At 73.7% G+C, this 23,679-nt stretch carries 16 protein-coding genes; 4 read left to right on the top strand and 12 right to left on the bottom strand.

Going from position 1 to position 23,679, the window contains the following annotated elements; all coding sequences use genetic code 11:
- Positions 1–409: 409 nt before the first annotated feature.
- From VF665_RS19185 to VF665_RS19200, 4 genes are all read left to right on the top strand, one after another.
- Entirely contained in the window at positions 410–1,552 is a 1,143-nt protein-coding gene (locus tag VF665_RS19185; protein ID WP_331055071.1) for a putative sensor domain DACNV-containing protein, read from the top strand.
- Positions 1,552–2,619 (top strand): hypothetical protein, encoded by a 1,068-nt coding sequence (locus VF665_RS19190; protein WP_331055072.1) that lies wholly within the window; start codon positions 1,552–1,554, stop codon positions 2,617–2,619. The genes VF665_RS19185 and VF665_RS19190 overlap by 1 nt, the downstream gene beginning before the upstream one ends.
- Before the next feature lie 51 nt (positions 2,620–2,670).
- Positions 2,671–3,051 carry a hypothetical protein gene (locus tag VF665_RS19195; RefSeq protein WP_331055073.1) on the top strand — a complete coding sequence of 127 codons (381 nt, stop codon included), beginning with the start codon at positions 2,671–2,673 and terminating at the stop codon, positions 3,049–3,051.
- Positions 3,052–3,208: 157 nt separating this feature from the next.
- Complete coding sequence (locus VF665_RS19200) at positions 3,209–4,321, top strand: Mrp/NBP35 family ATP-binding protein (RefSeq protein WP_331055074.1); 1,113 nt, start codon at positions 3,209–3,211, stop codon at positions 4,319–4,321.
- A gap of 369 nt (positions 4,322–4,690) precedes the next feature.
- On the opposite strand, the gene VF665_RS19205 is transcribed toward VF665_RS19200, so the two are convergent.
- The 12 genes from VF665_RS19205 to VF665_RS19260 form a co-directional block, all read right to left on the bottom strand.
- Complete coding sequence (locus VF665_RS19205) at positions 4,691–10,162, bottom strand: DUF6519 domain-containing protein (RefSeq protein ID WP_331055075.1); 5,472 nt, start codon at positions 10,160–10,162, stop codon at positions 4,691–4,693.
- Between the two features lie 59 nt (positions 10,163–10,221).
- Positions 10,222–12,279 (bottom strand): hypothetical protein, encoded by a 2,058-nt coding sequence (locus VF665_RS19210; protein WP_331055076.1) that lies wholly within the window; start codon positions 12,277–12,279, stop codon positions 10,222–10,224.
- Positions 12,276–15,110, bottom strand: a complete 2,835-nt coding sequence (locus VF665_RS19215) for a putative baseplate assembly protein (protein ID WP_331055077.1) — start codon at positions 15,108–15,110, stop codon at positions 12,276–12,278. The genes VF665_RS19210 and VF665_RS19215 overlap by 4 nt, the downstream gene beginning before the upstream one ends.
- On the bottom strand, positions 15,107–17,899 hold the full coding sequence (locus VF665_RS19220; protein ID WP_331055078.1) for a putative baseplate assembly protein: 2,793 nt from the start codon (positions 17,897–17,899) through the stop codon (positions 15,107–15,109). Before VF665_RS19220 ends, VF665_RS19215 begins: the two co-directional genes overlap by 4 nt.
- On the bottom strand, positions 17,896–18,258 hold the full coding sequence (locus VF665_RS19225) for a GPW/gp25 family protein (protein WP_331055079.1): 363 nt from the start codon (positions 18,256–18,258) through the stop codon (positions 17,896–17,898). Before VF665_RS19225 ends, VF665_RS19220 begins: the two co-directional genes overlap by 4 nt.
- A 141-nt stretch (positions 18,259–18,399) precedes the next feature.
- On the bottom strand, positions 18,400–18,720 hold the full coding sequence (locus VF665_RS19230; RefSeq protein ID WP_331055080.1) for a hypothetical protein: 321 nt from the start codon (positions 18,718–18,720) through the stop codon (positions 18,400–18,402).
- Positions 18,720–19,283 carry a phage baseplate assembly protein V gene (locus tag VF665_RS19235; RefSeq protein ID WP_331055081.1) on the bottom strand — a complete coding sequence of 188 codons (564 nt, stop codon included), beginning with the start codon at positions 19,281–19,283 and terminating at the stop codon, positions 18,720–18,722. The genes VF665_RS19230 and VF665_RS19235 overlap by 1 nt, the downstream gene beginning before the upstream one ends.
- The gene (locus VF665_RS19240; protein WP_331055082.1) at positions 19,280–20,401 is read right to left on the bottom strand and encodes a hypothetical protein; all 1,122 of its coding nucleotides are present in this window, start codon (positions 20,399–20,401) and stop codon (positions 19,280–19,282) included. Before VF665_RS19240 ends, VF665_RS19235 begins: the two co-directional genes overlap by 4 nt.
- A gap of 4 nt (positions 20,402–20,405) precedes the next feature.
- The gene (locus VF665_RS19245; RefSeq protein WP_331055083.1) at positions 20,406–20,705 is read right to left on the bottom strand and encodes a hypothetical protein; all 300 of its coding nucleotides are present in this window, start codon (positions 20,703–20,705) and stop codon (positions 20,406–20,408) included.
- A 544-nt stretch (positions 20,706–21,249) separates the two neighbouring features.
- A complete protein-coding gene (locus tag VF665_RS19250; protein WP_331055084.1) occupies positions 21,250–21,918 on the bottom strand; it encodes a hypothetical protein in 669 nt (222 codons plus the stop codon).
- Positions 21,919–21,976: 58 nt separating this feature from the next.
- Positions 21,977–22,420, bottom strand: coding sequence for a hypothetical protein (locus VF665_RS19255; RefSeq protein WP_331055085.1), 444 nt, complete (start codon positions 22,418–22,420; stop codon positions 21,977–21,979).
- Positions 22,421–22,443: 23 nt separating this feature from the next.
- On the bottom strand, positions 22,444–23,679 hold a 1,236-nt coding region (locus VF665_RS19260), incomplete at its 5' end, for a polymorphic toxin-type HINT domain-containing protein (protein ID WP_331055086.1).

The raw sequence follows: 23,679 nt of genomic DNA on the forward strand, positions 1-23,679 counted from the left end.
GCGCTCCCCCCAGGCGCCGAGGTGGAGGCGAGCGGGGTTGCCGAGCATGCGCTCCCCCCAGGCGCCGAGGTGGAGGGCGAGCGGGGTTGCCGAACATGCGCTCCACCGGGGCGCCGAGGTGGACGGCGAGCGGGGTTGCCGAGCATGCGCTCCGCCCAGGCGCCGAGGTGGAGGGCGAGCGGGGTTGCGGGGCATGCTTTCCGCCCGGGCGCCGCGAGGGGCGGCGAGCGCCCAGGGGGGTTCCGGTGCGGGAGGGACGCGGTTCATCAGACGCCCGCGCCCCCGTGCACCGGAGGCGCTGTGCATCCGCGGAGCGCGTGTTACGTTGGTTGCCGGATTGCAGTAGAGCAGGGCAGGATCCGCTGAGCCTGGCAGGCGCCGGAGGGCGGACGGTCTGGCACCCATCGAGATGAAGACCAAGGGACCCACCTATCCCGCCGCGCGCGTCGTCGCGCCCATCGTGGCGGAGCAACTGCTGGAACACCTGGAGGCGCTGCGGCGGCGCGGGCTGGACGAACTGGCGCCCCAGCCCGTGCTGGGCCAGATCGAGGCCCTGATCGACGCGGCCTTCTGGGCCAGCCTGCGCAAGGAAGAGGGCCACGATCCCAAGATCTCCCTCGCCTTTCTGCCCCCCGACGGGGCGGGCCACTCCATGGTGTTCCACAAGCCGCTCCCCCTTTCCCCCGAGCCGCTGGCGCGCCTTGCGCCGGCCGTGGAGCGCGCGGGAATTCACCTGGGCGTGTGGCCGGACGGCGCCAAATTGCGCGTGTGGGGCACCACCCGCAGCGTGCCCAACCTCACCTTCGTTCTCGAGGTCGTAGAGCCCGGCGTCCTCGTCCTCAAGTACCGGCGCGGCGACGAGCTGGACAAGTTCGGCACCATCGCCGTGCTGCGCGGGGACCGCATCGAGGTGGTGGACGAGACCGCCGTAAGCCTTCCGGATTGCCCCCAGCTGCTGTCCACGCTACTGGGCTTCGGCGTGCCGCTCCCCGCCGCGGGGCCCACGGACGTCCTCATCCAACTGGCCGTGAGCATGCGCGCGCACGGCCGCGGCGGCTCGCTGCTGGTGGTGCCCGCCGGCCGCGACGCGTGGCGCGACTCGGCGCTGCAGCCCATCCCCTACCGCGTCACTCCCTTTGCCGACTTGGCCGAACTGCTCCGCGCGGACGAGGCCGAGCGCGCCCGCCCCGCGTGGCGCGAGGCGCTGCGCCGCTCCGTGGACGCCGTGGCGGGGTTGACGGCGGTGGATGGCGCCACGGTGGTGAACGAGCGCCACGAGGTGCTGGCGTTCGGCGTAAAGCTGGTGCGCAAGCGGGGGAGCGAGCGGGTGGAGCGGGTGACGGTGACCGCGCCGGTGCTGGGCAACGCGCCGGAAGTGGTGGACCCGTCGCGGCTGGGCGGCACGCGCCACCTGTCCGCGGCGCAGTTCGTCCACGACCAGCGCGACGCGCTGGCGCTGGTGGCGTCGCAGGACGGGCGCTTTACCGTGTTCGCCTGGTCGCCGTGCGAAGACATGGTGCACGCGCACCGTGTGGAAACGCTGCTGATGTAATGGCGCGCACGGCAAAGGCGCTGCGCGTGCTGGCGGGTCCGGACGCCCTGCGCATTCTGCGCGAGCGGGGGCTGCGGGCCCGGGACGTGGACGTGCTCCCCGGCGCGTCCGGCGGGCCCAAGTGGCTGGTGCTGGCGGGGCTGGACCGCTTTCTGTTCGGCGACTTCCTGCGCGCGCCGCGGGACCGGCCGCTGCACCTGATCGGCTCGTCCATCGGAAGCTGGCGCATGGCGTGCCTGGCGCAGCACGATCCCCTGGCCGCCCTGGCCCGCGGCCACGAGGCGTACATCGAGCAGCGCTACGAAGCGAAGCCCACGCCCGCCGAGGTGAGCCGCACCAGCGCCCGCATTCTGGACGACCTGCTGGGGCCGCGGGGCGGGGAGGAGATCCTGGCGCACCCGTGGGCGCGGCTGCACGTGATCACCTCCGAGTGCCGGGGCGCGGCCGCCAGCGAGCGCGCGTGGGTGCAGAGCGTCGCGCTGGCCGCGGCCGCGGCGGGCAACGCGCTGTCGCGCCGCACGCTGGCGCTGCACATGCGGCGCGTCATCTTTCACACCGCGGGCGACACCAGCCCCTTTCGCGAGCTGGCGGACTTTCCCACCCTGCACCTGCCGCTCACGCGCGACAACCTGCGCCCGGCGCTGCTGGCGTCCGCCTCCATTCCGCTGGTCCTGGCGGGCGTGCGCATCCCAGGCGCGCGGGGGATGCACCGCGACGGCGGGGTGATCGACTACCATCCGCACTTTCACTTCGGGGCCGGGGAGGGGCTGGTGCTGTACCCGCACTTCTTTCCGCACCTGGTGCCGGGATGGTTCGACAAGGGCCTGCCCTGGCGCCGCGCCCGGGGCATCCACTTTCGCCGCGCCGTGGTGCTGGCCCCGTCACCGGAGTTCGTGGCCACGCTGCCGGGCGGCAAGATCCCCGACCGCAACGACTTCTATACGGTGAAGGACGACGAGCGCATCCGCGCCTGGCGCACGGTGGCGGCCGCGAGCGAGCGTCTGGCGGATGATTTGCGCGAGGCGATGGCGGCGGGCACGCTGGCCGGCGCCGCGCTCCCCCTCTGACGCACCCGGGGAACCCGCGTTCCCCCTCACCACCCCAGCCCACGAGGCGCCATGAACCGTAGATCCTTTGTTCTTCTTTTCGCGGTACTGCTGGGCGCGGGCGGGTGCGGCCACAACTCGGAGGAGGGAGACGATCCCGCGCCGCGGCGCGGGCCGGTGCGGCTGGTGCTGGCCAACCAGAACTTTGCCGACATGAACATCTACGCCACCGAGGTGGGGCGCCGCACGCGGGTGGGGATGGTGACGGGGAACTCCACCGCGACGCTGGCCGTGAGCGGGTCGCTGTTCCCCACGGGGCAGCTGAACCTGATCGCGGTGCCCATCGGCGGGCGGGGGCGGGCGAGCACCGGGCCGCTGCTGGTGCGGGGCGGCGAAACGGTGTACTTCACCATCACGCCGCAGCTTTCCACCAGCTACGCCAGCGTGCAGTAGACGGGGTGCGTGGGCGGCGCGGCGGGCCGGGCTCCTCGCCCGGCCCGCCGCGTTGTTGTATCCTTGTGGCCGCATCGCGGGCCGCGCCCCGGTGAATGGAGGGAGCGCGGCGGGCGGGGCACTCACGAATCCGGACCTCGAGCGACACAGTTCAGATATGCAACCCTCCGAGCGCGACCAGGTGCTCCGCCGCGTGATGGCGGCCCTGTCGGCCATTCAGCATCCCACCTCCGGCGAAGACGTGGTGTCGTCGGGGCGCGTCCGCGAGCTGGACGTGCTGGAAGACGGCACCGTCCGCTTTCGCTTTGCCCTGCAGGCGGACGATCCCGGCACCCTGGTGCGGCAGGCGCGCGCCGCGGCCGAAAAGGTGGACGGGGTGCAGAAGGTCAAGATCGACATCAGCCTTCCCGCGGCCGGCGCGCCGCAGAAGAAGGGGCCGCTGCGGGCCGGCAACGTGCCCGCGCCCACGCCCAACGCCAACCTGCTGCCGGGGGTGTCGCGCATCGTGGCGGTGAGCTCCGGCAAGGGCGGGGTGGGCAAGAGCACGGTGGCGGTGAACCTGGCGGCCTCGCTGGCCCGGTCCGGGCAGCGCGTGGGGCTGCTGGACGCCGACATCTACGGCCCCAACGTGCCCATCATGTTCGGCGAGACGCGCAAGCCGCGGGTGGTGGGGGAGAAGGGAAAGGAAAAGATGGAGCCGCTGGATGCCTACGGCGTGCGGCTGATGAGCCTGGGCTTTCTGCTGGAAGACGAGCAGCCGGCCATCATGCGCGGGCCGATGATCGCGGGGATCCTGAAGCAGTTCCTGAGCGAGGTGGAGTGGGGCGAACTGGACGTGCTCGTGGTCGACATGCCGCCGGGCACGGGCGACGCGCAGCTTTCGCTGGTGCAGACCATTCGCCTGGACGGGGTGGTGATGGTGACCACGCCGCAGGACGTGAGCACGGGCGACGTGCTGCGCGGCATCAAGATGTTCGAGCGCACCAACACGCCGCTGCTGGGGATCGTGGAGAACATGGCGGGCTTCATCTGCCCGTGCTGCGGCCAGCGCTACGAGATCTTTGGGCGCGCGGGCGGGCAGCGGCTGGCGGGGCAGACCGGGGTGGAGTTCCTGGGCGAGGTGCCGCTGGAGATGATCGTGCGCGAGGGCGGCGACGAGGGCGTGCCCGTGGTCGTCGGCCAGCCGGAGTCGCCGTCCGCGGTGGCGCTGCGGGAGATCGCGGAGCGCGTGGCCGCCCGGCTTTCGCTCGCGGCGCCGGCCGCGGTGTAAAACGGGGGGAACGGATCATACGCTCCAAGGGATCAGGATGCGTATGATCCGGGGCGTGTCGCCTGGTGTCTCGATTCACGACCCGGCGGGCCGTCGTTCAGCCGCGTTGCGGGCACGCGGTGCTTACGATGCCGCCGCGATCTGATCCGTTTGCACGCTGCTCGCCGTTCTGCTGTTCCCCGCGACGCCGGCGCCCTCCGGGCGAGAGCGCCGTGAAAAAACGAAGGCGGCCTGGCGCCCACGGGGGGCACCAGGCCGCTTTCAGATGTACCGAAGGGGGGTCTCGAACCCGAGCCGGTCCCTTGCGAGTATCCGGCTGATACCATTCTCCGTCCGGCACCGTAATTCTAGTCCGGAGGAGAGGGTGCGTCAAGGGTCCTCAAACCACGTCTGGTTGTCCTGCATCACCCAGTCACCGCGCACCACAGTGACCGCCGAGCGGCCGCGGGCCATGGTTCCCGAGACGACCCACTGCCGGGGTGCGCGGTACTGGGGCGCGGGGTTCAACCCGCCGGCCAGCACGCCGTTGTCGGTCCCCATCGTCACGTTGTCACGCACCAGCACCTGCGGGCCGTACCAGCCGAACAGCTTGATTCCGTCCACGTTCTGCTGCCGTTCAATGTCGCGGAACGCGCGGTACACGAACACACGGTTGTGGTGCACCCGCACGTAGCGTGCGTTCCCCACAAAGATCCCGTGGCGGGCGCGTCCCACGTGATAGGTCATGCGCAGGGCCACCTCGTTCTCGGCCACGAGCACGGAGCCGGCCATCTCGCGCTCCGGGGTGTCGTTCCCGCTCACGGCCACGTGAATGCCCCGCAACGCGCCGTCCACCACGTTCCCGGTCACCCGCACGTCGTGGGCAAAGCTGCCCGCCACCACAATGCCCTGGTCCGCCACGTTGCGCAGCCACTGGTACCAGAACACGAACGCTGCCGGGTACTCCTCGCCCGGCTCGAACGTCTCCACCACGGGGGGAAGTTCGGGGCGGGGCGCATCCGCGGGAAGCCCGGCCGGCTCCGCGGCCGCCGTCTCCCCGGCCGGGGAGACGGCGCGGCCGGAGAGCGTACGGCGCACCCAGGTGAGCCCCCCGGACAAGCGCTCCGCAAGCGCATCCACGGAAAGCACCCGGCTGGTGCGCGCCACTGCGCCGGCCGGCACGCGCCGCGCGGGCGCCTGAATAATGCCGGGCGGAAAGGTGGACGGCGAAAACCATTCGCCGCTGGGGTCGTACTCGGGCGGATTCAGGCTCTTGATCATCCGGTCCAGATCGTCCGGCACCATCGCCCGCAGCCGGTTGAGTTCCTCGTAGACGGGAATCTCGCCGGGGTACGCGTCCACGCGCAGAACGTTGTTCTGAACCAGGGCGACGCCGACGTCGCGAAGCAGAAAGCCGATCTGCCGGAACCCGATCCACGCCTGGCAGTCGCGGATGCGGACGGTGGTGGTGGGTGAGCCCATGAACGGGGGGGCGCCCACGACGGTGATGCAGCTGGCGCGGCGGCGGCGGCGCGCGGCGCAGCGCAGAACGCATCCGGCGACTTCCACCTCCCTGCAGGACTTGAAGGTAAGCACGCCGTTCAGGCCCGTCATGTCGGTTTCGCCGCGGCCGCCCTCCACGTACAGCGACGACACGCGCGCCGTGGCGCACATCGCGAACGTGATCGCGTTTTCCTCGCCGGGGCACACCACTTCAGACTGGGGTCCCACGCCGGTGAGGGACACGTTGCCCTTTTCTTCGAAGTACAGCGGGCGGTCCAGTTCAAAGCGCCCTGCCCGAAAGAAGATGTCGACGTGGATGGACGCATTGACGTACGCGTCCAGCCGCTCGCGCCACCCCGGGTCGTCCGCGGAGAGGGTGAGGGTGTACGTGCCGCCCCCGGTGCCCTCGCCGGCCACGGTGGCGCTGAAGCGCTGCCGGTGCGGAACGCCCGCGCGCAGGTCTTCCGCCAGCTCCGCCTGCACCTCCTGGTACGGCGTGACGAAGTCCGGCGCCCACGTCAACGAGGCAACGCCGTCCTCGTCGGTGTCCACCAGGATCTCGGAGACGTCCGCCCCGTTCAGCGTGCCCGAGCCGCTGGCGCGCACGAAGCGGACGGCCTTTTCGCGCTTGGCCACGGGCCCGCAGTCGCTGGACACCAGCACCCGCAGCGGCTCCGGGGCGATCCCCGGGCCGGAGGGCTGCGCGTCGCCCGACAGCTTGCTAAGGCGCACCAGCCCGGCGATGCGCGACACGGCCTCCTGCACCGTCTGCACGCCGTCCAGCGCGCCGCAGCCCTCGGGGTCGTACTCCACCTGGTCCGCCGTGGCGAGCGTGAGCCCGAAGCGCACCTCGTACGGGTGCGCCCGCCGCTCGCCGCGGGCGGCCTGGAGCGTGGCGGTCACTTCCTGGCGGCGCGAGGTCGCGTCCGGCAGCCAGGTGATCGACGCAATGCCGTCCGCGTCGGTCTCGGCTTCCGCCGTCGCGGCGCCCTCCAGCGTGCCGCCGCCCGCCAGCACCTGGAACACGACGGTGCGCCCGGCCAGCGGCCCGCACGCGCTCGCTGCGCGCACCACCAGCGGCTGCGTATCCGCCGGCTGGGAGGGCATGATGACCTGCCCGTCGCCGGACACCACGCTCAGGCTGGCCAGCGAGGCGAGCCCGTCCACCGCCCCCTGCACGGTCTTTCGCCCCTGCAGCGCGCCGCAGTCGCCGGGGTCGTACGCCACCTGCGACGCGGTGCTCAGGGTGAAGCTGAAGCGCGCGGCCTGGAGCCCCGGAAGCTTCTCTCCCATCAACGTGGCGCTCACCTCCTGGTGCGGCGTCACGTCGTCGGGGAGCCACACCATCTCCGCGAGGCCATCCGCGTCCGTGGTGGCGCTGGCCTCCGTCGCGCCCCGGAGCGCGCCCCCGCCCGACTCTACCTTGAAGCGCACCTCGCGCCCGGCCAGCGGCCCGCACGCGCTGGCCACGCGCACGCGCAGGGGCTGCATGCGTGCCGGGATCTCCGCCGGCATCCACTCCTGCGCATCGCCCGAAACCAGAGACAGCCGCGCGGCCGCGGCGAGGTGGTCCACCGCGTCCTGCACGGTCGCCTGGCCCGCCATCCCCCCGCACGCGCCCGGTTCGTACGCCACCTGCGCCGCCGTGCTCAGCGTGAAGGAGAAGTGCGTTTCGTGCGGCTGCCCCAGCACCTCGGCGCCGTCCGCCAGCAGCGCGGCGTGCACCTCCTGGCGCGGCGTGGCCCCGTCGGGAAGCCACATGACCTCCGCGACCCCGTCCGCGTCCGTCGCCACGCTCGCCGCGGAGGCGGCGCCGTTCAGCGTGCCGCCGCCCGCCAGCACTTTGAAGCGCACCTCGCGCCCGGCCAGCGGTCCGCAGGTGCTGGCCACGCGGACGCGCAGCGGCTGCATGCGCGCCGCGATCTGCGCCGGCATCCACTCCTGCGCGTCCCCCGAAACCGGAAACAGGCGCGGCAGGGCGGCCAGGTGGTCCAGCGCGGCCTGCACCGTCTCCCGCCCCTGCAGCGCGCCGCACGCGCCGGGGTCGTACGACACCTGCGACGCGGTGCTCAGGGTGAAGGTGAAGCGCGTCCCGAAGGGGTGCTCCAGCACCTCTTCCCCGTTCGCCACCAGGGTGGCGCTCACCTCCTGGCGCGGCGTCTGGCCGTCCGGGCGCCACATGATCTCCGCGATGCCGTCCGCGTCCGTGGGCGCGGTCGCCGCGGCCGCCCCGCCCGCCAGCGTGCCGGTGCCGGCCTCGACCTGGAAGCGCACTTCGCGCCCGGCGAGCGGCCCGCAGGTGCTGGCCACGCGCACGCGGAGCGTTTCCATCCGCGCGTCGATCTCGTCCGGCATCCACTCCTGCCCGTCGCCCGAGACGGGGAACAGGCGCGGCAGGGCGGCGATGTGGTCCAGCGCCTGCTGCACGGTCACCCGGCCCGCCATCGCCCCGCAGGCACCGGGGTCGTACGCCACGCGCGAGGCCACGCTCAGGCTGGCCGTGAAGCCGATGGGGAGCTGCACCTCCCCATCCTCTTCCAGCAGCACCGCCTCCACCGTCTGGTCCAGCACCTGATCGGCGCGCGACCACCGCAGCCACCACCACACCGTGGCGCGGCCCTGCGCATCCATCTGCACGTCTGTGACGTCGCTGGCGTCCGTCCCCTCGCCGTCCCGCGCCAATAATCCCGCGCCCCCGGTGACGCGGAAGCGCACCCGCGTTCCCGCGCGGCACTGGCCGTTGGCCATCCCCACCACCAGCGGCAGGGGAAGGCGCACGTACTGCTCCTGGCGGGTGAGGTCGGCGAGCGCCTCCTGCCCCGTGCCGCTCACGTACGACAGCGCGTTCACCTCCGTGAGCGGGGTGAAGAGGCAGCGGCAGTCCGTCACCGGCGCGACGGTTCCGTCCGCCTCCACCCGCACGATGCCCAGCCGCGCGTAGCGGTGCACGGGGCCCATGGGCGGGCGGGCAGCGGGCACGCCGCCCTCGCGCGGCCACTCCACCGTCCCGGACTGCTGGTCGCCCGTGGCGGTGCGGGCGGGGATGTGCCAGAAGTCGCCGGTGTGCAGCGATCCGTCGTCCCACGCCAGCTGGATCCCCTGTTCCACCACCATCCAGGCGAAGGGCGAGGGGCCGCCCATGCGCACGGCAGCGAACCCGTCCCACCGGCGCACCCGCGGCGCCAGGCCGGAGCGCGCCTGGAAGTCCGGCTCGTTCAGCAGCGTGAGAGTGCGCGAGGCGGGGTTCACCGCCTTGACCTGCGCCATCACCCCGGGCGTGCCCTCCAGCTCCCGCTCCGCGTCCGTGAGCTCCACCCAGTCGCCGGGGTGAAAGTCCAGCACGTCGTCCAGCCCGGGCGCGTCCAGCGACACGTCCACGCCATCCACCTTGCGCACGCCGGCCACCACGATGCCGTTGTCGCGCGACCACTTGTACGTGGCCCCCGCCCGGCGCAGCCGCAGCCCCGAGGCGCCCGCCAGGGTGGGAAAGGCCGTGGTGAGGTGCAGCGTCTGCCCGTCCACCCGGGCCACGTGCGCGGTCACGGTGCCGGTGGGTCCGGACTCCGCCGGGTTCCACAGCTCCACCGCGTCGCCCCGCGTCCAGTCCCCGCCCGCGACCTGCACCGTGCCCTTGAGCGGCTGGGCGCCCATCACCGCGACGCCCTCGGCCTCCGCGGGCGCGGCCAGGCCGGCGCCCGCGTCGTGGATCTCCACGCGGTACAGCTGGTTTTCCAGCCCGCGGTAGCCGGCGCCCGCGGGGATCACGCAGGGGTCGGAGGCGCGCTCCTCCGCCTGGGCCCGGGCGCGCAGCCGCCCCGTGCCGGCGCGCGTGGCCTGCGCGAACGCCTCGTCCACCGCCGCGGACCGGCAGCCGGAGCCGCCCGTGCCGTCCAGCGGCGCGGTGCGCACCTGCCAGACGGTGCGGGTGCGGGTGGCGGTGTCGGGCCCGCCCAGCGCCGTTTCGCGGATCGCGGGCACCTCCAGCGCGGTCAGGTGCCGGTCCCACACGTCCAGGTACACCAGGTGGTCCCCGGCCTGCAGTGCGGGAAGGGGCGGGCGGTCCGGCTGCCCGCGGAAGGTGCGCGCGACCTCGCACCGGGCCAGCACGCCGTGCACGTAGTACGCGCCGGCGGAGATGCGGAAGTCGCCCCCCGTCCCCGCGCCCAGGGCAAAGCCGGCGTCGTGCAGGGGGGCGCCGCAGCCGCCCAGGGTGTGCAGCGTTTCCGTCTCCACCCGGTGCCGGGCGATGTCGGCCTGCTCGTTCCAGTCCGCGTCCAGCTGAACGCGGCCCTGCTGCATGCGGACCCCGCTGAAGTGGCGGGCGGGGTCAAAGGTTAGGCGGCTGAAGTCGCCCTTCATGGTTCCTCCGGAGGTGTGGCCGGCTGGGGTGGATCAGGGGATGAACGGCGCGCGGCGGATCACAGGATCCACGACACGCCCGCGTCCAGCCCGAAGCGCATGTATTCTCCCAGCCGCTGGCGCAGGTGCGCCTCGCGGCGGGGAAGGTGTAGGTCGTGGTGCACCCCCATCTCCGATTCGTCGTCCGCGCCGCGCCGGATGGCGGAGGGGGTGCCGGGGGGGAGCACCATGTACGCGGCGTCGGCGTAGCGGGTGCTCACCGGCGAGGGGCGCACGGTCACGTCGTCCCCGTCGCGGGCGGGGACGCACTGAAAGCGGCGCGGGGTGCGCGAGCCCGGGGGCACGTAGCTGAATCGAACGCACCCCTCCTGCGTGCGGCGCGACGCCACCGGGCCCGGCCATCCCGCCGGCGGCTCGCCGTTCATCCGCGCCAGCAGCAGGGAGTTGCTGACCAGGGGGAGCGCCTCCGCCCGCACCCACCCCACGACGGTGCACTCGCGCAGCGTGAGGGGCGCCCCCCAGGCGCCGGGGTCCGGCCCGTCGTAGGCGATGGATTCGTCGCCGCCCGCGTCTACGATGCAGGCCCGCATCTGCACGCCGGCGCCGGGATGCGCGCGCACGGGGCCCAGGATGCAGTGCTCCGCCGTGACCTCCGTGCCCGCCGACGACACCACCAGGCTGGGCACGCCGGGGTGCTCCGGCGTGCCGTCGGGCGTGAGCGTGTGGCCGGGGACCAGGGTGCAGTGCCGCAGCCGGAACCGCCCCAGCCCGTCGGCGCCGGCGCCCTCGGCCTCCACCACCACCTGCCCGCCGGCCAGCAGCACGCCGTCCAGCGTCACCGCGCTGTCCGGCCCGCCGCGCACCGTCATCCGCCCGTCGATCCACAGCGTGGGGCGGGCGCCGTCCACGGCGCGCACGGTGATGCGGCGGCCGTACGCGCCCAGCTCCTCCGGCGCCTGGTACCGGCCGCTGTCGCCGATCTCCACCACGCCGTCCTCGCCCGCATCGGCCAGCGCCTGGTCCAGCGCGCCGCCGCCGGTGACGCGCACCAGCGCGCCCACGTCGCCGGAGGGAGAGGGGCGGGCGTATTCACCGCCCCCCACCTCGGCCGCGGCGCCGTAGTAGAAGCTCACCAGCGGCGGCCGCTCCGGCCCCCGCCCAAAGGCGATGCGGCCGAGAGCGGGGTCCAGGGCCACGCGCCCCCAGGCGGGGAGGTCCCAGCCGGTGAGGTCGCAGACGTCGATCTGCTCCAGCGGCACCAGCCGCGGCCCGTCGTCCGTCAGCAGCTCGATGCGCAGGCTGGCGTCGGGGCCGTAGAACTCGCCGGGGCGCGCGTGCATGGCGCGGCGGGTGATGCGGCCGGGAACGTTGGCGGGCCCGGCCAGCTGCTCCGGCTCTTCCTCCGTCGCCGGAAGGCGCACCAGCGGCGTGTCGATCCCCAGCGGGTGGAAGTGGAAGCGCTGCGGGCGCGGGGGGAGCGGCCCCCCGTGGTGCGGACCGCCCGTCCCCGCGGGGGAGGCGGGGGAGCGGGTGAGCTGGTAGGCGCCCATGCGCCACAGAAAGACGCCCACCTGGTGCAGGTTGTAGCGCCCCCGGCGGCCGGGGCGGCGCACGTCCGCCGTGTGGGCCAGGTCCGGCGCCCCGTCCAGCCGCTCGAACGGGCCGCCCAGCGACTCCAGGCGCAGCGCGTCGCGCACGTCCACCCAGGCGCGGTTGCGGGGGCGGGGGTGGTTCACGTGCTGCGTGGTGGCGACCAGCTCAAAGAACTCCACGGCGCGCGCCGGAACGCCGCTCACGTCGCGCGCAATGCGCTCCAGCACGTGCGCCGTCCCCTTGCCGCGGCGCCACGCCAGGGTGTTGGCCACCTCGGCGCGGGCGTCCAGCGGGTCGCCGGGCACGTTTTCCACCCCCAGCAGGTCGCCCAGGTAGGGGAGCACCCAGGGCGCGGCGGTTTCCACGAACAGGTCGTCGTACAGCTGCTCCAGACTTTCCTCCAGCACCGCGTTCTGATCGGCGATCACCTCCAGCAGCGCGCGAAGGGGGCCGCCCTCCGCGGCGTCGCGGATGCGGTAGACGGCGGGAAGAAGGCCGAGCAGGCGGTCGGCGTCGTACGTCATGCGGTCACCGTCAGGTCGCCGGGGCGAAGCACCAGCGTCAGGAGTTCGGCGGGGCAGGCGGCCTCGGCCGGGCCCCCCTCGGGCGGAGTGTAGGCGGCGATCTCGTGGTTCAGCAGGGGCAGGCGCGCGTCCGCGGCGTGCAGGGTGTTCAGGTCCACCGCGCGCACGCCGGGGACGCCCTGAATGGCGGCCACCACCTCGCTCAGGTGCACGGACTGCCCGAACTCGCGTGCCTGAAAGCGGAAGCGCTCGCGCAGCGCTGCCTCCACCGCGGCGCGCACGTCGTCGTCCAGCCGCTCGCCGTCGCGGCGCACCACGGCGGTGAGGTGAAAGGGGATGGGCGTGTAGGGCAGCACGCGCACGGGGACGTGCGGATCGCCCGCGGCGGCCAGGGCGGCGGCCAGGGCGGCGGCCAGGCCGGTGGCCACGGCGCCGTCCGCGGGAGGCACCTCGCCCGACGCCCCGGCGATGGTGAGCACCACGCCGCGCCGGCCGCCGTGCCAGCTCCACACGGCGTGCGCGCGCCCCACGCCGCCGTAGTTGCGGGCGAACTCGCGGTAGTCGGCCAGCGACACCACGCGGTCCAGCGTCACCACCGTCCGCGGCGCGCTTCCCCGCGCGGCGTCCATGGTTTCCGGGTCCACGCCCCCCGTGGCGGGAAGCGGGTTGATGACGGCGCGCACCCCCAGCGGGCGGGTGAGCAGCTGCGAAAGCTGCCCGCCGCGCACGTTGCCGTCGCGCCCGATCCCTTTTCGATACACGGCGTCCACGTTTTCCCGCCCGGTGGGGAGGCGCGCGCCGGAGCGCCCGTCACCGAACTGCACCACCGTTTCGCCCGCCTCGCGGCGGCGGGTGACGTACACGCGGTCGCGCGGGCCCTGGCCGTGCAGCGTGGGCACCTCGCGCCACAGCAGCCCGTTCACCCGCACCTCCAGCGTCGTTTCCGCCCCCGCGGCGGTGGGGCGGGGGACGTAGGTCACGGGGGACTGCTTGAGCAGAAAGCGCTGGTACTCCGTCCCCGCGTCGCCGCCGCCCAGCCGCTCGCGCACCTCCTCGCCGTGCGTGGCCAGGAGCACGTTGGCGCGGATGCGCACGGAGCCGCGCTCGTAGCGGTTGCGCAGCGGCTGCTCGAAGACGATGGTCGGGTGATCCGCGTCGGCGCCCGTGCGGAAGTCGTAGACGGTGGCGATTTCCCCCGCCTCTTCCGTCACCGCCGCGGGGGCGCCGGCCGTGTCCGCGGCGGCTACGGACGGCCCCCGCGCGGCGCCGAAGATGGGCTGGCCGTCCTTCATGAACTCGCCCGTCAGCCCCTCGGCGGGGCCGAAGGGGCGCTCGCCCTCCCACACCTCCACGGCGCCGCGCCGCTCCTGGCAGCGCACCACGCCGTCCATCCCCACCATCTGCGGGGTGACGATGCGGCGGCCGGTCACCAGGACGCGGCGGGTGCGGTCCAGCCGGGACAGCGGGGCGGCCAGCTGCACCTCGTCCCCCTCCACCGGGTCGCCGATCTGCTCCTCGGCCAGGGCCAGCTCCTCCGTCCCCATCAGCACGACCGTTTCGCGCAGGGGAAAGAGCGTGTCGCCCTCCCCGTCGTTCCGCGGCGCCTCCGTCTTGCCCAGCGACGGCGCCGTCGTGCCGCCGGAGACGGGGGCGAGGGAGACGGGGGCGTCCGCGGGGCGGATGGGGGTGATGAGGCCCGGCCCGCCGCCGTCCAGGTGCGCGCCGTGGTCCAGCAGGAGCCGGGTGACGCGCGCGCTCAGCCCGAAGTCCGCGCGCCCCACGGCGGGGGCCCCGGCGGCGCGATACAGCGCCTGCACCCCGCCGCCCTGCATGAACACCCACGAGGGCGTCAGCAGCGCGGGGTAGAGCGCGTCCAGCTCCACCCCGTTGCCGGGGGAGAGGCGGGGATGGAAGTGCGGCCATTCGTTCGCCGTCGTGAGCGCCCGCGCCTCTTCCACGGTCAGGCCGGAGCCCAGAAAGCGCGCCTGCAGCTCCGCGGGCATCATCCGCCAGTCCGGCGCGCCCGCCCCGAACAGCGCCGCGCGCTGGCGAAAGACGAAGATCCGCGCGGCGGCGCCCACCCGTTCCAGGGCGCCCGCCCAACCCACGACGGTGCGCCCGGCCTCCGCGTCGGCATCCACCGACGCCACCTGCCGCACCTCCCATGCATCGCTTTCCGGATCCGCCTCCCGCGCGGCCTCCACGAACAGAAGCACGTCGCCGGGCACCAGGCGCGTGGCCACGCTGGCCAGCACCACGGACGTCGAGCCGGGGGCCAGCGTCGCGGGGCGGCGCATGCGCGGGCGCAGCTCGTTCCACTCCGGCCGCGCGGCGACGGTCTCCACCGTTTCAAAGGTCTGCGGGCGCTCGCCGGGGCCCGGTACGCTCTGCACCCGCGTGCCGGTGCCGATGACCACCTCCTCCGGCGCGCCGGGGACGTCTTCCAGCGTAAAGGCCAGGTGCGTGCTGGCAGCCACCCCGGGCGCCATCTCGTAGCCCACGGCGCGCGCCAGCTCGATGACGGAAAGCCGCTCCGTGGCCGTCCGCAGGTAGCTTTCGTTGGCGATGCGCTCCTGGTAGAAGGTGACCACGTCGCCCACCGTGGCCCACGCGTCCACCAGCGCCGCGGCAAAGTCGTTTTCGCGCGCGGTGAGCGCGGCCAGCGCGGGGCGGCTGGCGCTGCTGAGCCCCGCCTGCATGCTGGCGCGAAAGGTGGAGTGCGTCCCCACGCGGTAGTGCAGGGCGGGGAGCCCCGGGCGGTTGTGGATGCGCAGCGGGGTCTTCGGGCCCACCCCGCCGCAGCACCCGCACCCCTCGTCGTGGCCGCTCATCGGCCGCCCTCCATGCGCAGTCGCAGCGAGCCGCGCTCCGGGTGATTGGGATCGTCGTCCATGCGGGCCACCTCCAGCCGGTCCAGCGGGAGCTCGCCCGTGTCCATGGCCTCCGTTTCCGGCGCGTCCTGCCGGCGAAAGCGGAGCACGCGGGCCCAGCGCACGCCGGGAATGGCCTGCACGGCGGCGTAGAGCGGGCTCAGGAACACGCTCTGGCCAAAGGTGAAATTGTCGGGATGAAAGAGGCCGCGGCGGCCGTCCGGGAGCAGGCGCCGCCCCATGACCGCGCGGATGTCGCGCTCCACGTCGCCCCGGAAGTGGGCGCCGTCCACGCACACCTGAATGTCCAGCTCCACCGGCACGGAGCGCGGCGCGTCGATCTCCAGGTCGTGCCCCGCCATGCGATACGGCTCCAGGTGCGCCCGCATGGCCGCCTCGAACCCCGCGTCCACGTCGCGCCCGCCCACGCGGTCCACCGTGAGAAAGACCGTCCGCCAGCTCCCCGTCCACCGCAGCGTGGCCTGCGCGCGCTGCACTTCCGGATGCTCCTCCGCGGCGCGGGCGTAGTCTTCGGCCGTCACGGCGCGGCGGCGGTCGCGGAACGAGGCGGGCGCCGTCTGGCGCACGTGCTCCATCGTTTCCGGCTCCGTCCCCCCCGTGGCGGCCAGCGGGTTGCGCACCCAGGCGATGCGCCCCAGCACCGCGGGGTCGTGCGTGACCACGTGGGCGAGGGCGTCGGCGCCCACGTTGCCCGCCGTGCCGTTCCCCACCCGGTACACGGCGCGCAGCGGCACGCCGGGGGAGGGGCGCTGGCCGTGGCGGTCGTCGCCGAAGCGCAGCCAGGCGCGCCCGTCGTTTTCCGTCTCCACCACGAACTCGCGGCTGAACGGCCCGCTCCCCAGCAGGTCGCGCTGCGGCACCCACCGCTCGCCGGCCGCGTCGTGCAGGGTGATGACGGGGAGCACGCGGCGCATCTCCCAGCGCAGCGCCGACGCGGCGGAGCCCCGGGGGTCAAAGAAGGGGCGCTCGTCCGCGTCCAGCGCGCCCGCCGGCCGCCCGATGCGCGCGGCCTGCGTCACCGGCCCCGCCTGCAGCCGCGGGCGAAAGCGGGGCGGGGGCGCCGGCTCCTCATCGCACGAGCAGCCGCCGTCCACGGGGGCCAGCCGGCGGTCCGCCTGCCCGGGGGCGCCGAGCCACTCCGGCTCGTCCAGCAGGCGGATGCCGGCGGCCTCCGCCTCCTCGTCGGTGGGCAGCGCCTCGCCCCGCGCGCGCCGGTCCTCCGCCCGCAGCCCCACGGTGCGCCCGTGGTCCGCCAGCACCACGTTGCCCAGGGCAACGGACACGTCGGGAACGTGGCGGCTTCCGTGCTCCGCGTCCGTGGTGGCGGAGACGCACAGCTCCCAGGGGAGCGCGTCGCCGTCGTGCCAGGTGATGGCGGTCACCAGGGGGTGAAAGCGCTCCACCGCGCTCTCCGCCGCCTCCAGCGACCCCGCCAGCCCGTCCGCCGCGCGCACGCTCCACCGGCGCCCGCCCCCCGCGGCCGTGCCCTCGTGCGGGCCCAGGATCTCCAGCACGTCGCCGGGGCGCAGCTCGCGGAGCGGCGCGCCCTCGCGGCCGGTGATGCGCAGCCCTCCCGCCTTGACGCGCAGAAGCCAGACGCCGGGGTCCGCCTCCGCCACCCCCACCTCTGTCAGGCGGACGGGATGGCGGCGGGCGGGGTCGGCGTCGCCCGGCTCCCCCGTGCGCGGCCCGCGCACCTCCTGAAACACGAGGACGTCGCCGGCGCGCAGTTGCGGAAAGGCGCCGCGCAGGGTGGCGGCGGTGGCGCCTTCCGGGAGGCGGCAGTCGCGGGCGCCCCAGGTGTAGAAGGGGAGGGTGTTGTGCGCGGCGTGCAGCTGGATCTCGTGCAGCGTCTCAAAGACCTCGGGGCCGCGCGCCATGGCCTGGTCGTGGTCCGGGGTGTCGGGGCGCACCTCCACCCCCACCTCGGCCAGGCGGGTGAGCAGCGGCGTTCCGCGCGACAGGCGCACGCCCTCCTCCGGCGCGCCGGGGCGCAGCGCCACCTGCACCCATGCGCGGGCGTTGCAGCCGTCGTGCATCGCGTAGTCCAGCAGCCGGGCGTGGCGCCGCACGGAGACGCGGCGGCGCGCGGTGCCCAGGTACGCCTCGGTGGCCACGGCGTCCTGCTGGTAGCTCAGCCGGTCGCCCACGTACGCCAGCAGCTCCACCAGCGCCACGCCCAGGTCCGCGGGGTTGCGCTCGCGCCAGTCGGGAAAGACGAGCGACATGCGGTCCAGCATGAGCTGGCGAAAGCTGCCGTAGTCGCGGGCCAGGTAGTCGATCTCCGGCTCCGGCCCGGCGGGGGGCGCGCCGCCGTCGGGCGTCACGCAGTCGGCGTTGGTGGGGCAGAGCGCCTTGAAGCTGAACTCCACCTCGGAGAGCCGCGGGTCCATCCACGCGAGCGGCCCGCCGTCGCGCGCGTGCAGCCGCAGCGTGTAGGTGCTGAAGTCGCCCCGCTGGTCCACCCGCACCACCAGCTGCGCGGAGTCCGCCCCGCCCGTGGCCGAGGTGACCTCGATGCCGCGCACCCGGTCGCCACCGCGGATGGATACGTTTTCCGCGCGCAGCGGCTCGCGCGGCGGGGAAAGCAGGACCACGGTCAGCAGCCGCTGCTCGCCGCCGGGGACGCCGTCGTCGCCCACCTCCACGAAGTCGATGCCGTTGAGCCCGGCGTTGCGGGCCAGCGAGCGGCGGCGGTCGTCGCCGCAGCGAAACGCGCCGGCGCTCACCGCGACACCTGCCGGAGAAACGATTCCACCGTGCGCTGCTGCGAGCGCCGGATCACGTACTGCACCGTCACGCGCAGCTCCGCGTCCTGCATGCCCACCTGCACCGCCTCCACCTGAATCAGTTCGCCCAGCCACTGCTGCAGCGCGCCCTGCACGGTGAACTCGGCGGCGGCGGCCAGCGCGTCGCCGCCGGGGGCAAACACCAGGTCCAGCAGCCCGCTGCCGAAAGTCGGCCGGTTGACGCGTTCGCCGGGCGCGGTAAAGAGCACCTGCTCCACCAGGTCGCGCACGTGCTCGTCGTCGCTGGTGCCCGCGGTGCGGCCGCGGCCGTCCACGCGGAGCGGGTAGTCGAGGTTCATGTCGGAAAAGCAGTGCGTGAGTGCTGGGTGCGTTCGTGCGTTAGTGCCCAGTATCAAGTGCCCAGTCCCCAGTGCCCGGTGGACAGCCGGCCGCACCGCTCCTGGGTACTCGGCACTCGGCACTGGGCACTTTCTTCTTCCTCACATCCCCTTCACGCGAAGCTGCGCCATCACCACGTTCACGCCCGTGCCGTTGGGCACGCACACCGCCTGGCTGTCCTGCAGCAGCACGGGCTGGCCTCCCGCCTTTACGCGCAGGGCGCCCATTACCCACTGGGCCGTCACGCACGGCATGGGAGTGGGCCCCGCCATGAAGGGGCAGGCGGCCACGGTCCACGGCGCGGCCTGCAGCGTCACCGGCTGCCCGCCTACCTTCACCCGGGGGAACGGCGCCGTGGCCTGCGCCTGGCCGCCGTGCATGCACATCACCTGGGCGCCCGCCTGCAGCAGGTATCCGGGCATCAGATCACCTCCAGCGCGCCGTTGTTCACCTGCACCTGCGGGCCCTGCATCTTGAGCGAGGCGCCCTGCCCGTTGTCGATCTCGATCCCCTGCGCGGTGATGGCGATCTTGGCCCCCGTGGAGGTCTGCAGCGTGATGCCGCCCGCGCCCGGCGTGTCGTCCAGCTTGACCTTGTGCCCGCCCTTGGTCTCCAGCGTCAGGTGCGCGATCCCCGGCGAGTCGTCCAGCGTCACCTTGTGCCCGCCCTCCGTCACGATCATCACCTTCTTGTAGGGCGGCGCCAGGATGTCCGACGGCATCTCCGCCATCGACCCCCACCACACGCCGGCCCACACGGGGTAGTCCGGGTCGCCGTGCTCAAACTCGATCCACACCCCCGCGCCCTTCCTGGGGAGGGAGAAAAAGCCCGTCTGCTCCCCGCCGAAGGGGGCGCAGGGCATGGCCCAGCCGCTCTCGATGTCCCCCAGCACGTCGGGCACTTTGGCGCGGATGCGTCCCATCATGAGCGGGTCGTTCACGTCGCTCACGATGCCGCGGTACTTGCCCCAGAACGGCGCGCTCACGGCACCACCGCGGGCAGGAGCGACACGGTGCCCTCGCGGCTGAGGGAAAAGCTCTGCGTGTAGCTGCCGGCGGCGGGGCGCAGGGTGTGGGTCACCCGGCGCACGTAGTACATCCCCCCGTACGCCAGTCCCACCCCGCGCACCCCCACGATCCCCCGCGCGCGCAGCACGTGGCCGTAGCGCGCCGCGTTTACCTCGCCCTCCGCCGTCACCGGGTCCGGCGCGTTGGTGGATGCGGAGAGGACGGAGAGCGCGGCGCGGGCGGGGCTTTCCTGCCCGCTGCTGCGGGCGATGCGCGTCCGCCGCGGCATCACCGGCCGGGCGGCCAGCGGCGGCAGCTTGATGGGGGGGAGCCGGGGGATGGGGATGGGCGTGCGGCTGAGGGGCTCCACAAAGGCGCCCGACGCGCTCACCGGCGCCATGCCGTCCTGGCTGAAGTGGATGCCGTTCAGGTTGTCCGCCGAGCCCATCCCCACGGTGAGCGCCGGCTGCGGCGGCGCCACCCGGGTCTGCGGCCCCCAGTACGCCGTGTTGACGCCGAACGTCACCGGCTCCACGTAGAACACGTAGCCGTTGCGCTCCGCCATCCGCTTCAGGAACGCCAGGTCCGTTTCCGCCTGCCGCGGCACGCGCTGCAGCTGGATGGGGACGTCCGCGGTGGGCGTGGGCTTAGGGATTAGCCCGTACTGCGCGTACCGCCCGATGATGGTTGTCGCGATCACGAAGTCGGGCTGGTTGGGGTACTCCTCGTTCACCTCTTCCAGGTCCATCATCACGCTCACGTCGCGGCCGCTCACCGTGAGCGTGCTGTCGCCCGGGCGGTCGCCGGGGGTGAGCTGCTGGTGCGTGATGATGCCGTCGATGAGCACCTGCGGAACGGCGCCCATCATCACCCCCACGATCACGCGCTTGAACGGGTCCACGGCGCCGGAAAGCACCAGCGGATAGTCCACCAGCCCGCGCGCCAGCCGGAAGGTGAGCTGAAAGCCGTCGCCGCCCGCCGCGTCGCTGGTCACCTGCACCTGTTCCAGCGCCGAGACGAGCTCGGACGAGGCGGGGAGCGGCACGGTGTCGCCCACCAGCAGCATCAGCCGGATCCCCAGTTCTCCCGTGAGCACGGCGTCAGCGGCGGGGCAGGGTCACGCGAATGCGGCGGCCGGGCTCGTCGGTGAGCTCGTCGGGGCGCAGCACGGCGTTGGCGTCGGCGATGCGCCAGAACTGCAGCGGGTCGCCCAGGTAGCGCGCGGTCACGTTGTCCAGCCGGTCGCCTTCGGTCACGGAGTGCTCCAGCAGCGTCTCGCCTTCCTCCGCCGGCAGAAAGCGGCGGCGCAGGTGGCGCACCTCGCGCGGCTCTCCCCCCGGCCCGGTGGTCTGGTGCACCCGGGTTTCGATGGAGGCGTATCGGGATGTGGAGTCGAACATCGAGTGCGTGAGTGCGTGAGTGCTGGGTGCGTGAGTGCGAAAAAAAGTACGAAAGTACGAGAGTACGAGAGTACGAGAGTGGGCTCGCGCGGTGAGCCGGAACGTCGCGCGGAGGCCGGGGCACGCCCGCTGTCGTGAACGCCTGTCCAGCGGCCGGGACGCCCCGGCGCAGCGCCGTCGGAATGCCCCCATCACCCTGCCACTTCCAACGCTTCGGCCCCGGGGCGTCATTCTGAGGGAGCAGCATGCCGGGCCTTCCGCCACTCCGAATCCTGCGCGACCGAAGAATCCCGGACCGATCCTTTCGCGTGGCCGCTGGTTGCGTGGCTCGCTCCAGACTCGCCGCCGCGGCCGCCGCCTCGGGGCACGCCGCGGAACCGGTCGTGCATCCGGATGCGCCATGGCGGGATTCTTCAGTCGGCGCCCCGGTCTGAGCAGCCGGACAGTGCCGCGTGGCGCCTCCTTCAGAATGACACTCGCAGTCCCCGGCGCTTCTGATGCGTTGAGCCCCGCGGTGCCGCAGACGCTCGCGGACGGCTGTCCATCAGCGCAGTGAAAACGAGGCTGACGCGGAGACGCCGCCGGCGATGGCGCCTACGCCGCCCAGGGTGGCCATCACCTCCTTGGCCACCTGGTGCGCCATGAACAGCGCGCCCCCGGCCGAGGCCAGCCCCAGGTCCTGGTACGTCAGCACGCTCATGCTCATCTCCACCTTCGCCTGAATGGGGTTCAGGTCCGGGTCGAACGCCTGCTCCGTGATGCTCAGGCTGCTGATGCGCACCGGCACCACCCGCTTGAGCCCCCAGACAAAAAGCGTCAGCGGCGCGTCGTGCGGCACCACGCTCAGCACGCCGGCGTTGGAGAGCGAATAGTTCAGGATCATGTGCGCCGCCTTGGGATACAGCAGCATCTCCAGCGACGACAGCGTGGGGTACAGCCCCAGCGCCGAGGCCATGGCGTCGCCCCGCTCCAGCTGGTCCGCCAAGTCGATCTCCATCGCCAGCGAAATGGTTTCCCGCGGCGGGCCGTTGAAGCGCATGGGCTCCACCCGCGGCGCCGTGGGCGATTCCACCTGCCCCGTGCTGCCCTGCACCCTCCGGGTGAGGGTGTCGGGGTTGTACTGGAAGATGACGACGCTCGCGAGCGGGTTGAACTTGTCGACGCCGATGATGGCGCCCTTCATCAACCGCGGCGATCCGGGAAATGCGCTCATGGCGTGGCTGCGGGCGCGGGGCGCCGGACAAGGGATCGGTCACCGGACGCGGTCGTGCTCACACTGCCTCCACCGCGGCGACGGGAAGGTCGGCGCCTTCGCCCAGCCAGGCGCGGGGCACGGGGCGCAGCAGAAAGGCGAACAGCGCCAGCACTTCGTCCCGCGTGGGCGGGCGCGACTCCGCATCCCCGTACGCGCGGGCCACGTCCGCGAGCGCGGCGGCCAGGGCGTCGCGCAGGTCCGCGCCCGGCGCCGTTTCCGCGGCGGATGCGCCGCCCTCCGGCGCCACGGTGCGCAGCCGGCCGGCCTCCGCTCCGCCGCCGGACACCGTCTCCGCCGGGGCGGCGCGCAGCGCCTCGCCCAGCGCGCCCAGCGCCTCCGCCAGCGAGGGGCGCGGCGCCCCCGCCGCGGCGCGCGCCCGGGCAACGCCGTCCAGCGCCGTCCACAGCGCGTCGGCGGGGCGGTCGCCCAGCACGTTCGGTCCCGCCTTCCACCATCCCATCGCTTCGCCCTTTCGTTTCCGGATCAGCCGGGGCAGAGCCCGGCCTCGATCACGCGGGGATCGCGCGCCGCGGCCTCCGCCATCTCCCGCATCCGTACGTTGCGCGCCTGCTCGCGCCGGTTCATCACGTTGGCCTCGCCGCGGATCTGCACCTCGATGTCGATGTTGCGCTGCTCCACGTAGTCCGCGTACTCCACCGCCACCCCGCGCACCACCTCCACGATGGTCATGTTGCGCTTGAACTCGTAGAAGTCGCGCTGCGCCCCGCCGCCGCCCGGCTCCGCCAGCCCGTTGATCCCTTCCAGCCGGTGCTGCGCCTGCCGCTCGCCCAGGGTCTGCACCGTCTGGCCCACGTACACCTGGCCGGGAAAGGCCGGGTTGGTGCCCACGTAGATGGTCACCGGGCCCATGCCGTGGTTGGCGCTCCCCTGGTTGTGCACCAGCACGCCGGGCCCCACGAAGTACGTGGGCGTGTGCTCCACGCTCAGGTTGTACGTGGCCTCGTCCGCCGGGCGGCGCTCGGCCGCGTCCACCGCCACCGGCGATCCGTCCACCCCCAGCAGCGTCATTCCGGCGCGCAGCTCCGCGGCGTCCGTCCACCCCGCGCCGGGGCGCCAGAAGCGGTGGCGGCCCGTGGCGCGGATCTCCATGCCGCCCGCGCGCAGGTGGATCCAGTGCGCCGTCCGGGCGCGGTGCGCGGCGGTCACACGGCGGGGCCGCACCGCGCCGTTCTCCGGATCCGCGGAAAGCACCAGGTCGCCCTTCCGCAACGACTCGATCGGGCGCGGCCCGTCCGGGGTCCACACCGGGGTGCCCGCGGCAAAGCAGGGCAGGGCGCCGCGGCGGTCCGGGTTGGCGCGCAGGTCCGCCACTTCCAGCTCGCGGGTGGTGTCCGCCAACTCGCGCTCCAGCACCATGCGCTCCTGCTCCAGCGTGGTGCGGGTCTGCATGCGGTCCGTGGCTTCCTGCGTCGTCCGGGCGCGCTCCCGCCCGGTCTGGCGCGTGGCCCGCTCCAGGCGCTCCGTGATGGCCCGGGTGATGGAGCGGATGCGCGTGTTCAGCCCATCCACCCGCGCCCGCAGCGAGTCGCGCATGCGCTGCAGGACGGGGATGGCCTCCGCCGGGGGCCGGGCGCGCAGGTCGCGCAGCACCTCGCGCACGGGGCGGCCCTCGACCACCACCGGCTCCAGCGGCACGGGCGGCGCCCCCGGCACCGGCGCGGACTCCCCGGGCAGCGGCTCGCGCGGCACGGGGGCCGG

It is taken from the genome of Longimicrobium sp., assembly GCF_036387355.1.
Classification (GTDB): Bacteria; Gemmatimonadota; Gemmatimonadetes; order Longimicrobiales; family Longimicrobiaceae; genus Longimicrobium.